This window comes from bacterium (assembly GCA_030655055.1).
Taxonomy (GTDB): Bacteria; Edwardsbacteria; AC1; order AC1; family EtOH8; genus UBA5202.
In genome coordinates, this window is sequence record JAURWH010000046.1 from 26,147 (window position 1) to 41,621 (window position 15,475).

Consider the following 15,475-nt stretch of genomic DNA (forward strand, 5'->3'; position numbering starts at 1 on the left):
TTTATATCAGTTCCCGATTTTCAGATTGTTGGATGTTTGTTGGGGCAATTCATGAATTGCCCTTACCCGTTGTTGTTTTACCGCGCTTCAGTGGCTGGGCCCGTTTATTTTTTCAGGGCTGGCTTGGCGCCGGCCTTGATCCGCTTGGTGCCGTAGAGCGAGCGGCTCTTCTTGCGGCCCTCCACCCCGGAAGTGTCCAGGGTGCCGCGCACGATGTGATAGCGCACGCCGGGCAGGTCCTTGACGCGGCCGCCCCGCACCATGACGATGGAGTGCTCCTGCAGGTTGTGGCCCTCGCCCGGGATGTAGGACAGAATTTCAAATCCGTTGGTCAAACGCACCTTGGCCACCTTGCGCAAAGCGGAGTTGGGCTTCTTGGGGGTGGTGGTGTAGACCCGGAGACACACGCCCTTGCGCTGGGGGCACGAGTTGAGGGCCGGGGCCTTGGTCTTCTTGCGTTTGGAATTTCTTCCGGAGCGGATCAGTTGGCTGATGGTTGGCATTAATTCTCCTTGCCCTAAAGATAATTTTTAAAGACAAAAATAGCCTTATCCGGTTTTCATCGCCGCGACGAAAACGGAAATGTTTTGTCAAAAATTTTTGTAATCGATTGGAATCCCAATTATATAATATTTACAGTATAAAAGTCAAGATGCTTTAACAATTATTTTGATAAATCTTTGGGATGGAAAAATAGTTCTTGTCAAAGTGAAAAAATGGTTGTTTTTTACGGTTTCTTAAAGAAATATTTTGCTTTTATGGCCGAATAGACCGATTAAAATCGTCATACATATAGTGCCCATAGGTAATCGAGATACCAGATATTGAGTAAAATACAAAACGGGGCTTTGCAAGCAAAGTCCCGTTTAATATCACCTTCCTTGGCATTATGTTCCAATATGGAACTATGTGCATTCTTCAACCCTCGGTAGTCCCCGGGAATCAACTATAACCAATAGCTTAATAAGGACCAAGGAATCTCTCACCATTAAAGTGTATTAAATGAGAAGGATTATCGGCAACCCACACCTCTGTTTCCCATGCTATATCTCCAAGATACCTTGCCATTATAGACCGATTAGGGAAGCAGGTAATAAATACAAGTGGTGCTTTTGATTTTGAAAATAAAGCAGCTAACTCTTCATGCCTTTTGCTGTCCACTGGACCATGGCTGGTGACAGATTCAACAAGAATCAACCACTTCTTTTCTTCATGGTATAATACCACATCTGGCATCTTGCCATGTGAATCAATCTTAACACCTAAATTAGCCAAAAATTCCTCATCAAAATAGCCCCATTTATTGCCAGTGTCACCAGCATAGATTAATACACCACTAGGAACAAAACGAGAAGCAAACTCCTCAATAATCGCCTTAATTAATTCGTTATGCTTCCCAGGGCTTAATTTTATGTTCTTGCCCTTCGCCAACCGAACGGGAACAAGTTGATACGCTCGTTCACTAGCATAACGTTGGGCGAGGGATTTGCTTTGCGATAAATATTTACCCAATGCTGTCGGCCATCTCGAAGATCCGTAGGTACGCAGCAACAATAGCATTTTAGGTGCTATTTGATATACCGCTTTGGGACTGTTAACGGATCGGGATGCGTCATCTGGATTATACAAAGCAATGCCAGCAGCAACGAACTGATGGATTGTTTGTCTCCGAAATGTTTCTCGCGTATTGGGTTTATATTTTTTCCCATAATGAGATCGAGCCCAATCCATAATTGGTGTTATGCCAATCAAGGGGTTTTCTGCCTCAACCCATTTCTTACCAGGAGAGAGATTCAACAAGGCCAACAAACAAAGAGCGGAACGTTCATTCTGTTGGGCACGAGGCAATCCCAGAGAAGACAGAACCTTAAGGGAGGCAGAAATATTGCTTATTGGTCTCATAGTATGTCCTTAATTTCATTATCAACTGATTCTTGTGAAAATCGCTGTTGATTCTTTGCCCATCTACCAAGTTTTTCCAAAAGCAACCGACTGGGATATTTAAGCTGCTTAAGGTCGGTAGCATTGACTTGTGTATGCCCGCTAAATTTACGAAAATGCTCATCAATAAGCGTCGAGTTCAAATAAACGGCCAATCCACGAGCGATCAATTCCGTAAGACCTTGCCTGGCATGATGGAACACGTTTAAATGATTTTCAAAACCAATGTATTTTGAGTTAGATATATTCGGGGTTACAACATTAGCAACTATCCTTCGTTTTTCTTCTTTCGATGAAAATCTACGGGTCATAGTGTAATAACCATTGGGATATAGCCATTTCTTTGTTTCCGGGGTTAAATTTATTGCATTAGGTTTTTTACATGTTTTCTTTGGCCATTCTATCGATTTTTCTCCGAAATGACAAGGATAAAGCAAGGGGACCGAATGGGACGTGGGCATATCGGTGATAAATTGATCAACACGAAAATCCACCACAGGACCAGTGGATACTTCTATGTTAAGGTCAGCAAGAGTGTTATCAAACGGCAATGATGATGACGTGTTCAAACCGTTATGTACTGTTGGAATATGTATGAATCTTTCTTGATCGCCCGGATTAACAATGTTTGAAAATTGGTGTTCAGCAATATGATAGTCAATAAACTGATCATCCGTGGATGTAGATACGACTACATTTCCTTGGCGAGCAGAGCATTCAAGCAATATAACAACATTCTCTTGAAGAACCTTGTCATCCTTAAACGCCTGATCCCTAGAAATAAAAAGGTGAATATGTTTTAATGCCGCCTTCTTGAATATTAATTCACGAAAAGGCCGATAGTATGGGCCATTGCAAAAACTACGTGGGATTATCGCAACGATATGACCGCCAGGCCTCATTAATCCTATTGTCAGAGCAACAAACGCAGAATATAAATTAACGGTTTCTATGCCAACTTGTCGAAGTAAGTGACGATGACGCGAATCGCTATTAATTTTCCTGTATGGCGGATTAAGTATGGCATGAGTATAACGAGGCCCATTGCCAAATGCCAGCATATGAGCAGCGTCTTCAATAAAATCATGTTCAAGTATATTAACTTTGCAACAGTGAGGATTTGCAAATATTGATAATGACTTATTTAAATGTTTCCGAAGGGTGCTATCAATTTCATATGCTGTAACCTCAATATGTTTGGCAGAAAACTCTTGCGACTTCCATCGATGTAAAAAAGCAGTTGCTAACGAACCAACCCCCGCACCGGCATCAAGCAGATGCATTGAAGCCTCGTTACCCACAGGAAATAATGAGGCCATATAATTGGCTATCGTACTGGGCGTCAGGAATTGGCCCAAATGGACTTTGGTCATGTGATCAAGCCCATTTGATGCTTCAATGCGTATTTGGTCAATTTGAGTTAACATATTTATTTCGTTTTTCTACTATTGATTATAATTGGTAATCATCACATTGTCAATCTGATAATATACCTTAGGCATGACAATATTTTCCAATGCCATATAAGTCAAAACCAAGCCCCGCCAAACAGGTGTTGGCGGGGCTTTTGATTTGAATATGAAAATAACTATTTCTCTGCCGGCTGTTCCTGGGGTTGCTCCTCCTCGATCTTGAAGTTGCGGTAGCGCCGGATCCCGGTCCCGGCCGGGATCAGCCGGCCCACTATCACATTCTCCTTTAAGCCCAGCAGCGGGTCCGATTTTCCCTGGACCGCGGCTTCGGTCAGGACCCTGGTGGTCTCCTGGAAGGAGGCCGCCGAGACCCAGCTGGAGGTCGACAGCGCGGACTTGGTGATGCCCATCAGCAGCGATTCGAAAGTGGCCGGACGCCCTCCCTCGTGCAGCACCCGCTCGTTCTCCTCGCGCACCGAGGCTTTGTCCACCTGGTCGCCCTCGATGTAGATGGTGTCGCCCGGATCCTGGACCCGCACCTTCTGCAGCATCTGGCGCACTATCACCTCGATGTGCTTGTCGTTGATGGCCACGCCGTTCAGCCGGTAGACCTCCTGGATCTCGTTGACCAGGTAGACCTGGACCGCGGCCGTGCCCCGGATCCGCAGGATGTCGTGGGGATTGATGGAGCCCTCCGTTATCTTTTCCCCGGCCTTGACCTTGTCGCCGTCCCGGACGTAGAGATGCTTGTTCAACGGGATCAGATAGGCCCGCTCCTCGCCGTTCTCGTTGCGGACCAGGACCGTTCGCTGGCCCTTGGCGATCTCGCCCAGCTTGATCCGGCCGTCGATCTCGGAGACCACCGAGGGATCGGCCGGCTTGCGGGCTTCGAACAGCTCGGCCACCCGGGGCAGACCGGCCGTGATGTCTCGGGTCTTGGATATCTCGCGCGAGGTCTTGGCCAGGAACTCTCCGGCCGCTATCACCTGCCCGTTCTGGGCCATGATCCGGGCCCCGATGGGGATGGGGTAGCTGGACAGGCTCTTGCCCCGCTTGTCTATGATGTTGATATGGGGATAAAGGTTCTTGTTCTTGTCCTTGCTCTCGATCACCACCGGACGGCGCATCCCGGTTATTTCGTCGAACTCCTCGGAGATGGTGACGTCGGGGATCATGTCGGCGAACTGGATGGCGCCGGAGTGCTCGGCCAGGATGACGGCGGTGTGGGGATCCCACTCGAACAGGGTGTCGCCGGGGGCCACCTTGGCTTGGTCGGCGGCCTTAAGCACCGAGGCGTAAGGCACGCTGTAGCGGGTCTTGGCCCCGGGTTTCTCGCCGTGGAGGATGATCTCGCCGTCGCGGTTGATGACCACCACCTCGCCGGTTTCCTTGGCGATGGTCTCCAGCGACTTGAACTCCAGGGTTCCCGGGATCTTGGCCGAGACCTTGGACTGGGCCGCGATCCGGGCCGCGGTGCCTCCGATGTGGAAGGTGCGCAGGGTCAGCTGGGTGCCCGGCTCGCCGATGGACTGGGCGGCCATCACTCCGGTGGCCTCTCCCATGTCCACTATCCGGCCGGTGGCCAGGTTGCGCCCGTAGCACTTGCGGCACAGGCCGCGCTTGGCCTCGCAGGTCAGAACCGAACGGATCCGGATCTTCTCGATGCCGGCCTCGGACAATTCCTCGGCCGCGTCCTCGGTGATCTCCTCGCCCGAGGACACTATCATCTCGCCGGTGATGGGGTTGATCACGTCCTCCATGGCCACCCGTCCCAGCACCCGGTCCCTAAGCGACTCGATGATCTCTTCGCCTTCCTTGAGGGCGCCCCGGTCCTCGCCCATGATGGTGCCGCAGTCCTCTTCGGTGATGATGATATCCTGGGCCACATCCACCAGGCGGCGGGTCAGGTACCCGGCCTCGGAGGTCTTGAGGGCGGTGTCGGCCAGTCCCTTGCGGGCTCCGTGGGTGGAGATGAAGTACTCCACAATGGTCAGGCCTTCCCGCAGGTTGTTGATGATGGGGGTCTCGATGATCTCCTGTCCGGTCAGGCGCTTCTGGGGCTTGGACATCAGTCCCCTCATCCCGCCCAGCTGGCGCACCTGCTCCCGGCTGCCCCGGGCCCCGGAATCCAACATCATGAACACCGGATTGAAGCCCTGGCGGTCGTCGGCCAGACGTTTGATCAGGGCCTCGGTCACCTGGTTGTTGACGTGGGTCCAGGTGTCGATCACCTTGTTGTAGCGCTCGGTGTCGGTGATCACGCCCTTGCGGTACTGGCCCAGGATCTTCTCGGTGGCCTCGATCCCCTTCTTGACCAGTCCCTCCTTCTCGGCCGGCACGATTACGTCGGAAAGGCTGATGGTCACCCCGGCCTGGGTGGCATAGGTGAAGCCCATCTTCTTGACCTCGTCCATGAACATGGCGGTCTTGAAGTTGCCCAGCTTGCGGAAGGACTGCATGGCCATCTTGTCGATGGCCTTCTTGTCCAAAGTATCGTTGACGTAGCCCAGCTCCGGGGGAACTATCTGGTTGAAGATCACCCGGCCGGCGGTGGTCTCTATCTTGCGGTCGTTGACCTTGATCTGGATCTTGGCGTGCAGGGCCAGAATTCCGTTCTCGTAGGCCAGCATCACCTCGTTCTGGTCGGTGAAGGCCTTGCCCTCGCCCTTGACCCCGGCCCGGGGCTTGGTCAGGTAATAGCAGCCGATGACGATGTCCTGCCTGGGGGTGATCACCGGGCGGCCCGAGGCCGGCGACAGCACGTTGTTGGTGGAAAGCATCAGGGTGGCGGCCTCGATCTGGGCCTCGTAGGAAAGCGGCACGTGGACCGCCATCTGGTCCCCGTCGAAGTCGGCGTTGAAGGCCTCGCAGACCAGGGGGTGGATCCGGATGGCCTTGCCCTCGATCAGCACCGGCTCAAAGGCCTGGATGCCCAGGCGGTGCAGGGTGGGGGCCCGGTTCAGCAGCACCGGATGCTCCTTGACGATCTCTTCCAGGATCTCCCAGACCCCGGGCTTTTCCTTTTCCACCAGGCGCTTGGCGCTCTTGACGCTCTGGACGTAGCCTTTTTCCTCCAGCTTTTTCAGGATGAAGGGTTTGAACAGTTCCAGGGCCATGCTCTTGGGAAGGCCGCACTGGTAGGGTTTCAGCTCGGGGCCGACCACGATCACCGAGCGGCCGGAATAGTCCACCCGCTTGCCCAGCAGGTTCTGGCGGAACCGTCCCTGCTTGCCGCGCAGGATCTCGGACAGGCTCTTCAGCTCGCGGTTGCCCCGGCCCTTCAGGGCCCGGGAGCGGCGTCCGTTGTCGAACAGGGCGTCCACCGCCTCCTGCAGCATCCGCTTTTCGTTGCGCAGGATGATCTCCGGGGCCCGCATGTCGATGATCTTCTTCAGCCGGTTGTTGCGGGTGATGACCCGGCGGTAGAGGTCGTTCAGGTCGGAGGTGGCGAAGCGCCCTCCCTCCAGCGGCACCAAGGGACGCAGGTCCGGCGGGATCACCGGGATGGCCGAAAGGATCATCCACTCCGGGCGGTTGCCCGACTTGCGGAAGGCCTCCACTATCCGGAGCCGCTTCAAGACGTTCTTCTTGACCTCGGCCGAAACCTCCAGCCTCAAGCGGGAGCGCAGTTCGGCCGACAGGTCGTCGATGTTGATCTCCTTGAGCAGTTCCCGGATGGCCTCGGCTCCCATATGGGCGATGAAGTCCTTGCCGTATTCCTCCTCGGCCTTGATGCACTGGTCCTCGTTGATCAACTCCTTCTTCTTGAATCCCGAGGAACCGGGCTCGATCACGATGTAGCTTTCGTAGTACAGCACCCGTTCCAGGTCCCGGATGGAGACGTCCAAAAGCTGCCCGATCCGCGAGGGCAGGGACTTGAAATACCAGATGTGGGCCACCGGCACCGCCAGGTCTATGTGCCCCATCCGTTCCCGGCGGACCCGGGACAGTGTGACCTCCACCCCGCAGCGGTCGCAGATCACGCCCTTGAAGCGGATCTTTTTGTATTTGCCGCAGTTGCACTCCCAGTCCTTGGTGGGCCCGAATATCTTCTCGCAGAACAGGCCGTCCCGTTCCGGCTTAAAGGTGCGGTAGTTGATGGTCTCGGGCTTGGTCACCTCTCCCAGCGACCAGCCGTGTATGATCTCCGGGGAGGCCAGCTTCAGCTTGATGAAGTCGAAATCGGTGGCCCTGACCTCCATCTCTCCGGTATTGGCAGTTCTTTCGGGGGTCATCGCTTAGTCCTCCTTATACAGTTGAACGTCCAGGCACAGGCCCCTCAGTTCGTTTACCAGCACCTCAAAGCAGGCCGGGGTGCCGGGCTCGGGCAGGTTGTCTCCCTTGACGATGGCCTCGTAGACCCGCTGTCTTCCCTGGACATCGTCGGACTTGACGGTCAGTATCTCCTGCAGGGTGTAGGCCGCCCCGTATGATTCCAGGGCCCAGACCTCCATCTCACCGAAACGCTGGCCGCCGAAATGGGCCTTGCCTCCCAGGGGTTGCTGGGTGATAAGGGAATAGGGCCCGATGGACCGGGCGTGGATCTTGTCGTCCACCAGGTGGGATAGCTTGAGCATGTACATCACGCCCACCGTCACCGGCTCGTCGAACGACTGTCCGTTCCGGCCGTCATAGAGGGTGACCTTGCCGTGTTCGGGCAGGCCGGCCAGTTTCATCTCGGACTGGATCTCGGCGATGTTGGCCCCGTCGAAGATGGGGGTGGCCACCTTGAAGCCCAGGATCTGGGCGGCCCATCCCAGATGGGTCTCCAGCACCTGTCCCAGGTTCATGCGCGAAGGCACGCCCAGCGGGTTCAGGATCATGTCCAGGGGCCGGCCGTCGGCCAGGTAGGGCATGTCCTCCTCGGGCACGATCCTGGCCAGCACGCCCTTGTTGCCGTGCCGTCCGGCCAGCTTGTCGCCCACCATCAGCTTGCGCTTGCGGGAGACGAAGACCTTGACCAGCTTGATGACGTCGGCCGGGAGCTCGTCGCCCCGCTCCACTTTTTCCTTCTCGATCTGCAGCTCATACTGCACGGCTTCGATGGCCTTGCGGGCCGAATCCATCAGCTTGACGGCCTTGGCGCCCAAAGCAGAGTCTTCGCAGATCTGGGCCAGGTCCTCCAGGGGGGTTCTTTCAAATTTTATCTCGTCCAGCACCGCTTCCGACAGGCGCTGCCCCTTGCGGGCCAGCAGTTTTTCCCCGTCCTTCAGGGTCTGGTTGCAGGGCTGGTCCAGCAGCAGTTCCCGGATCCTGCGGTCGCGCTCGTTCTTGATCCGTTCGGAACGCTTCCGGGCCTCCTTCTGCATCTCTTCAATCTTGCGCTTTTCCTCCTGGCTGCTCCTGCGGTCCTGGCTCTTGCGGGAGAAGACCTTGACATCGCAGACTATCCCGTCCATGCCCGGAGGCGCCTTGAGCGAGGTGTCCTTGAAGTCCCCGGCCTTGTCGCCGAAGATGGCCCGGAGCAGTTTTTCCTCGGGGGTCGGCTCGGTCTCGCCCTTGGGGGTCACCTTGCCCACCAGAATGTCGCCGGCCTCCACCCGGGCGCCTATGCGGATGATGCCGTTCTCGTCCAGGTCTTTCACCGCCTCCTCGCCCACGTTGGGTATCTCCCGGGTCACTTCCTCCGGCCCCCGCTTGGTGTCCCGCACAAAGCACTCGAAATTCTCGATGTGGACCGAGGTGAACTTGTCATCCTGGACCATCTTGTCGGAGATGATGATGGCGTCCTCGAAATTGAAGCCCGACCAGGGCAAAAAGCCCACCAGGCAGTTGATGCCCAGAGCCAGCTCGCCCCCCTCGGTGGATGAGCCGTCGGCGATGACCTCGCCCTTCTTGACGACCTCTCCCTCGCGGACTATGGGCTTGTGGTTGAGGCAGGTGTCCTGGTTGGAGCGGCGGAACTTGGTGAGATGATAAACGTCGTACTGGCTGTCCTTCAGGAAATCCACCTCGGCGATGTCGGTCTTGGCCGGCCGGATGAAAACACAGTCGGCGGTGACCTTTTCCACCACCCCGTCCCGCTTGCAGAGCACCATGGTCCCGGAGTCCACCGCCGCCTTGCCCTCCAGCCCGGTGCCCACCACCGGCGACTGGGGCTTAAGCAGGGGGACCGCCTGGCACTGCATGTTGGAGCCCATCAGGGCCCGGTTGGCGTCGTCATGCTCCAGGAAGGGGATCAAGGCGGCCGAAAGGCTCACCAGCTGCTGGGGCGAAACGTCCATGTAGTGGACCTCCTGGGCCTTGGCCCGGGGAAAGGTCTCGCGGTAGCGGCTCAGGGCCTGTTCTCCCAGGATCTTCCCGCCGTCGTCCACCGGGGTGTTGGCCTGGGCGATGGTGAACTGGTCCTCCTCGTTGGCCGAGAGGTAGTCCACCTCTCCGGTCAGCTTGCCGTTCTTAAGCTTGCGGTAGGGCGTTTCCAGAAAGCCCAGCTCGTTCACCCGGGCAAAGCAGGCCAGGGATGCGATCAGCCCGATGTTGGGTCCTTCCGGGGTCTCGATGGGGCACATCCGGCCGTAGTGGGTGTAATGCACGTCGCGGACCTCGAACCCGGCCCGTTCCCGGGTCAGGCCGCCTGGTCCCAGCGCCGAAAGGCGCCGCTTGTGCCGCAGCTCGGCCAGCGGATTGGGCTGGTCCAGGAACTGGGACAACTGGGAGGAGCTGAAAAAGCTGTTGACGGTGGAGGAGATGATGCGGGAGTTGACCAGGTCCTGGGGGGTGATGGAACCCTGTCCGTCCCACATGGCCATCCGCTCCCGGGTCATCCGGGCCATCCGGGAGAGCGCGGCCGAGAACTGGTTGGAGACCAGCTCGCCGACCCTCAAGATCCGGCGGTTGCCCAGATGATCGATGTCGTCCACTTCGCCCTGGTTCATTCTTAAGGACAGCAGGTAGCGGACCACTTCCACAAAATCCTTCGGCCCCAGCACATTGGCGGTGGAGATCTCCTGCCCCAGCCTTTTGTTCAGCTGGTAGCGGCCCACCTTCTTCAGGTCGTAGCGCTTGCGGTCAAAGAACATCTTTTCGATCACCGCCTTGGAGAGCTCGGGGTTGATGGCGTCTCCGGGGTGAAGGATGTTGTAGATCTTGGAGAGGGCGTCCTCCTTGGAGCCCTTGTTGTTGTCGGCCAGCATGGTGCGGGGGATGATGGCCGGGTCCTTGACCGGATCGATGGCCACCACCTCCACCTTTTCCACCTTGGACAGCTTGAGGGTGGCCAGGATCTCGGGGGTTATCTTGTGCCCGGCCTCGGCCAGCACTTCGCCGGTCTTGGGGGCGCTGACGTCGCTGAAAAGATAGCGGTCCAGGGCCTGCTTTTCCCCCGACAGGGAGATGGTCTCCGGCTGGTGGTAAAGGGAAAGCAGGGCCTTGTTGGTGGCAAAGCCCACCGCCCGCAGCAGCAGGGTGGCGTGGAACTTGCGGTGCTTGTCGATGGAGACCCACAGCAGATCGTTGGGGTCCAGGGTCAGCTTAAGCCAGGAACCGCGGTAGGGGATGATCTCGGCGGTGTAGATCCTTTTTCCCGAAGGATGGCTTTTTTCGGCGAAGAAGGCCCCGGGAGATCGGTGCAGCTGGCTGACCACCACCCGCTCGGCCCCGTTGATCACGAAGGTGCCGGTCTCGGTCATCAGCGGCACTTCGCCCAGGAAGACCTCCTTTTCCACCACTTCCTTGGGCTTGCCCTTGGGATCGCTGGGATCCTTAAGGGACAGCCTGAGGATGGACTTCAGCGGGGCGGCGTAGGTCATGTCGCGGTCGTGGCATTCGGAGATGGAATAGCGGGGCTTGCCCAGGCCGTAGGAGATGAAATCCATCGCCATCCGGTTCTGGGCGTCCTCGATGGGGAATATCTCGTTGAACACCGACTGCAGCCCTTCGTTCTTGCGTTTTTCCGGAGCCTGGTGCTCCTGCAAAAAGTCCTTGTAGGAATTGAGCTGCATGTCCAGCATGTTGGGCAGCTGGATCCCCGACTTTATTTTGGAATAATCTTTTCTTTTGACCGGCTTCAAAATAACCTCCTTGATTAAAGGGGTGTCTGGAATAAATAACCGATGTCAGATCTGGATCAGCCCGGACGGCGGGCAAAAAAAGCAGGTGGCCGCTGCATTTGTCTGATGATTAAAGCAATGCACGGCCGCCAAAAAAGCAGCGTTTGACGGAGCCTTAAAATGTTTCCGCAGCACCGCAGCCGCAGATGGCCCCCTCAAACGCCGTTCAAGATATATATCTTTCCTGCGGCAACCACTGCCGCAAAAAGTTTGGCTATGTTTTTACTGGATGTTATTAAGGATGCTGTTTTTTACTTGAGTTCCACCACGGCTCCGGCCGCTTCCAGGGTGGCTTTGATCTTCTGGGCCTCGTCCTTGGTCACGCCCTCTTTGACCGGCTTGGGGGCGCCTTCCACCAGGTCCTTGGCTTCCTTCAGGCCCAGGTTGGTGATCCCGCGGACTTCCTTGATCACCTGGATCTTCTTGTCTCCGCCGGAGACCAGCACCACGTCAAAAGAGGTCTTCTCTTCGGCCGGGGCGGCGGCGGCTCCGCCGGCTGCGGCTGCGGCCACCGGGGCGGCGGCCTTGACGCCGAATTTTTCTTCCAGGGACTTGACCAGCTCAGCCAGCTCCAGCACCGTCATCTGCTCGATGGCTTCCATTACGACTTGTTTCTTGTCCGACATTTCCTTTTGCTCCTTTATTTGCTCTTTAATTAATTTTCGGTTTTGCCGCCGTAGCGGCACCCCGCCATAGGCGGTGGTATTGTTTTTTATAGGAACCGGGTTTTTAGGACTGGGCTTCCTTTTGCTTGGCGATGGCGTCCACCGTGCCCACTATTTTCTGCAGTACTCCGCCCAGGACCCCGACAAACGAGGAGATGGGAGCCTGGAGCCCGGCCAGCACCATGGAGAGAAGCACTTCCCGGGAAGGAAGCAGGGCCAGCTGTTTGACCTCGCTGGGACTGACCACCTTGCCTTCGATCAGGCCGATCTTGACCGTAGGCTTGTTGCCCTCCTTGGCGAACTCGGTCAGGATCTTGGCCGGGATGATGGCGTCTTTCAGTCCGAAGGCCAGTCCGGTGGGGCCGGTCAGGTAGTCGGCCAGCATCTCGTATCCGGCGTTCTTGGCGGCCAGCTTGGCCAGGGTGTTCTTGGCCACCCGGTATTCCACCGAGGCTTCCCGCAGTTTTTTGCGCAGTTCGGTGGCCTGGGGAACGTTCAGACCGGTAAAATCGGTAAGATAGACCGATTTGGCGGTCTTCATTTTCTCGGTCAGTTCCAGGACCTTTTGTTCTTTATCTGTTTTTGGCATTTTAATTATCTCACTTTCCTAAAGCCGACAGTTCGGTAAGGGCGACCCTGACCCCCGGGCTCATGGTGGAGGAAATGGATACGCTTTCTATGTAGGTGCCCTTAAGCGATGAAGGCCTGGCCTTAACTATCTCGGACAGCAGCGTATTGATGTTATCCACCAGTTTGGAATTGTCAAAGGATTTCTTTCCCACCGCCACATGGAGGTTGGAGTTCTTGTCCACCCGGTATTCTATCTTTCCGGCCTTGGCTTCCTTGACCGCCTTGGCCAGATCAAAGGTCACGGTCCCGGTCTTGGGGTTGGGCATCAGCCCCCGCACCCCCAGGATCTTGCCCAGCCGGCCCACCTGGCTCATCATGTCCGGAGTGGCTATGGCCACGTCAAAATCGGTCCAGCCTTCCGAAACCTTCTTGATCAGGTCGTCGCTGCCGGCGAAATCGGCCCCGGCCGCTGTGGCTTCGGCTTCCTTTTCGCCCTTTGCAAACACCAGCACCCTCATTTTCTTGCCGGTGCCGTGGGGCAGGATCACAGTTCCCCGCAGGTTCTGATCGGCCTTCTTGGGGTCCAGTTCCATTTTGATCGAGACCTCAAAAGCCTCGTCAAACTTGGCGTAAGCCATCTGCTTTACCGCCTCCACCGCTTCGGCCACGGTGTAGGTCTTGGTCAGGTCTGTTTTCTGGGCTGCCAGATTGTACTTTTTCCCTCGGTCCATTTTCCTCCTTCCTGGTTCTAAGCGGCGCCCTTAGCTTGGTGCATGAGAATTTGTTATTTGAAAACTTGTGAACCCCGACTATGGCTCCTGAATCCCCCGATTTCCCCTTTTTCAAATTGCCCATCAACCAAGGCGGTGCGCCTCCCAGCGTTATGTTTATATATGCCCTGTTTATAAAGTGTCTATCCGGAAATATCGATGCCCATGCTGCGGGCTGTTCCCTTTACCAGCCTCATGGCGGCTTCCACCGAAGCGGCGTTCAGGTCCACCATTTTCTTCTGGGCGATCTCCTTCACCTGGGCCTCGGTGACCTTGCCCACCTTGTTGCGGTTGGGCACGCCCGAGCCCTTGGCCAGCCCGGCCGCCTTCTTCAGCAGCACCGCGGCCGGCGGGGTCTTTAGGATGAAGCTGAAGCTCCGGTCCTTGTAGATGGTGATCAGGCAGGGAATGATCAGCCCGTCCTGTCCCTGGGTGCGGGCGTTGAACTGTTTGCAGAATTCCGGGATGTTGGCTCCGTGCTGGCCCAAGGCCGGCCCTACCGGGGGTGCAGGATTGGCCTGCCCGGCCGGGATCTGCAGTTTTACCAGGGCGGATACTATTTTTGCCATAAGGGTTTATCTCTCTTTTTAAAAATACTTGGCGTCCGGGCAGAAGCAATTCCTTTAAAAGGGAAAGCCGGGGCGCCTAAAAGTTATATTTCGTTGATCTGTATGAAATCCAGTTCCACCGGGGTGGTCCGGCCGAAGATGGTGACCATCACCTTGACCTTGCCGTGCTGTTTGTCCACTTCGTTGATGATCCCGGTGAAGTTGGCAAAGGGCCCGTCCACTATCTTCACCGAGTCGCCGGCATGGAACGGGATGTCTGCCGGGCCCGCCACCTTGGTTCCGTCTATCCGGGCCAGCAGCCGGGCGGCCTCGGCGCTTCTCATGGCCTGGGGCTTGCGGCGTGAGCCCAGGAAGCTGGTGACCCCGGGGGTGGACGACACCGCGTTCCAGACGTCGTCGGTCAGGTCCATCTCCACCATCAGATAGCTGGGATAAAGCTGCTTGGCGGTGGTCTTGCGCTTGCCGTGCTTGATCTCGGTTATTTCCTCGGTGGGGATAAGCACCCGGCCCAGCTTGTCCTGCAGTCCCAGCCTTTGGGCCGACGACTCCAAGGCCGACTTGACCCGGTTTTCGTGCCCGGAGTATGTATGAATTACGTACCAGCGCATTTTTGGTGCTTATGCCTTAATTTATTATTAACCCAGGATCACTGTGATCAGCCGGGTAAGCCCCTGGTCCACCAGGGCTATGAACACCGTGACCACCAGCGAGACCACTATCACCACCATGGTGGACTGCGTCAGTTCCTCGCGGCTGGGCCAGCTGACCTTGGCAAACTCGGCCTTGGTATCGATGAAAAACTGTAATATTTTTTTGAACATCTCTGCTGCTCCTAAACCCGGTTGGTCCGGGGTTTTTTAAAATGCCTGTGCCCGGCGTATTGAGATATTGATTCCCTTTGTCCGGATCCCGGGTCTGTCATTCTTTCAGTCCCCGGCTCCTGAAATTTTCTGTCAAAGTGGCAGGCCAGGAGGGACTTGAACCCCCAGCATCCGGTTTTGGAGACCGGCGCTCTACCAATTGGAGCTACTGGCCTATACCAAAATCTTTAAGGGAATTACTTGGTCTCCTTGTGGGCAGTATGCTTTTTGCAAAAACGGCAGTATTTCTTGAACTCGGCCCGGTCCGGATGCTTGCGCTTGTTCTTGGTGGTGGTGTAATTCCGGCGCTTGCAGGGCACGCAGGCAATGGTGACTATTTCTCGCATTTTACAACCTATTACATAAAGTATTTTTTATTAGGAACCCATGAACCCACGAATTTTTCCTGTTTTCCTGGTTTCCTTATTGATGCCTGTGATTAGTCGGGGAGGATCTCGGTGACGGTTCCAGCGCCCACGGTCCGGCCGCCCTCGCGGATGGCGAACTTCAGGCCCTTCTCCATGGCGATCGGGGTCAACAGCTCGCCCTCGATGGTCACGTTGTCGCCGGGCTTGATCATCTCCACCCCCTTGGGCAGCGCCAGGTTCCCGGTGACGTCGGTGGTTATAAAAAAGAACTG

The 15,475-nt window shown here is 56.1% G+C and carries 13 protein-coding genes and 1 tRNA gene; all 14 read right to left on the reverse strand.

The window, feature by feature from the left end:
* Positions 1-104: 104 nt before the first annotated feature.
* Positions 105-503 carry a 30S ribosomal protein S12 gene (gene rpsL / locus Q7U71_02230; protein ID MDO9390571.1) on the reverse strand — a complete coding sequence of 133 codons (399 nt, stop codon included), beginning with the start codon at positions 501-503 and terminating at the stop codon, positions 105-107.
* Positions 504-960: 457 nt separating this feature from the next.
* On the reverse strand, positions 961-1,902 hold the full coding sequence (locus Q7U71_02235; protein ID MDO9390572.1) for a BsuBI/PstI family type II restriction endonuclease: 942 nt from the start codon (positions 1,900-1,902) through the stop codon (positions 961-963).
* A complete protein-coding gene (locus tag Q7U71_02240) occupies positions 1,899-3,368 on the reverse strand; it encodes an Eco57I restriction-modification methylase domain-containing protein (protein ID MDO9390573.1) in 1,470 nt (489 codons plus the stop codon). Before Q7U71_02240 ends, Q7U71_02235 begins: the two co-directional genes overlap by 4 nt.
* Positions 3,369-3,529: 161 nt before the next feature.
* Entirely contained in the window at positions 3,530-7,588 is a 4,059-nt protein-coding gene (gene rpoC / locus Q7U71_02245) for a DNA-directed RNA polymerase subunit beta' (GenBank protein ID MDO9390574.1), read from the reverse strand.
* Between the two features lie 3 nt (positions 7,589-7,591).
* A complete protein-coding gene (rpoB, locus tag Q7U71_02250) occupies positions 7,592-11,362 on the reverse strand; it encodes a DNA-directed RNA polymerase subunit beta (GenBank protein ID MDO9390575.1) in 3,771 nt (1,256 codons plus the stop codon).
* 290 nt (positions 11,363-11,652) lie between these two features.
* A complete protein-coding gene (gene rplL / locus Q7U71_02255; protein ID MDO9390576.1) occupies positions 11,653-12,027 on the reverse strand; it encodes a 50S ribosomal protein L7/L12 in 375 nt (124 codons plus the stop codon).
* A 103-nt stretch (positions 12,028-12,130) separates the two neighbouring features.
* On the reverse strand, positions 12,131-12,655 hold the full coding sequence (gene rplJ, locus Q7U71_02260) for a 50S ribosomal protein L10 (GenBank protein ID MDO9390577.1): 525 nt from the start codon (positions 12,653-12,655) through the stop codon (positions 12,131-12,133).
* Positions 12,656-12,665: 10 nt separating this feature from the next.
* Positions 12,666-13,367 carry a 50S ribosomal protein L1 gene (rplA, locus tag Q7U71_02265; protein MDO9390578.1) on the reverse strand — a complete coding sequence of 234 codons (702 nt, stop codon included), beginning with the start codon at positions 13,365-13,367 and terminating at the stop codon, positions 12,666-12,668.
* A gap of 182 nt (positions 13,368-13,549) precedes the next feature.
* On the reverse strand, positions 13,550-13,975 hold the full coding sequence (gene rplK / locus Q7U71_02270) for a 50S ribosomal protein L11 (protein MDO9390579.1): 426 nt from the start codon (positions 13,973-13,975) through the stop codon (positions 13,550-13,552).
* Positions 13,976-14,058: 83 nt separating this feature from the next.
* Positions 14,059-14,583, reverse strand: a complete 525-nt coding sequence (nusG, locus tag Q7U71_02275; GenBank protein MDO9390580.1) for a transcription termination/antitermination protein NusG — start codon at positions 14,581-14,583, stop codon at positions 14,059-14,061.
* A gap of 27 nt (positions 14,584-14,610) precedes the next feature.
* Positions 14,611-14,796, reverse strand: coding sequence for a preprotein translocase subunit SecE (secE, locus tag Q7U71_02280; protein MDO9390581.1), 186 nt, complete (start codon positions 14,794-14,796; stop codon positions 14,611-14,613).
* A gap of 138 nt (positions 14,797-14,934) precedes the next feature.
* Positions 14,935-15,011 (reverse strand) — tRNA-Trp (locus Q7U71_02285).
* 21 nt (positions 15,012-15,032) lie between these two features.
* Entirely contained in the window at positions 15,033-15,182 is a 150-nt protein-coding gene (rpmG, locus tag Q7U71_02290) for a 50S ribosomal protein L33 (GenBank protein ID MDO9390582.1), read from the reverse strand.
* A 92-nt stretch (positions 15,183-15,274) separates the two neighbouring features.
* Positions 15,275-15,475: elongation factor Tu (gene tuf, locus Q7U71_02295; protein ID MDO9390583.1), on the reverse strand; the 201-nt coding region annotated here is incomplete at its 5' end.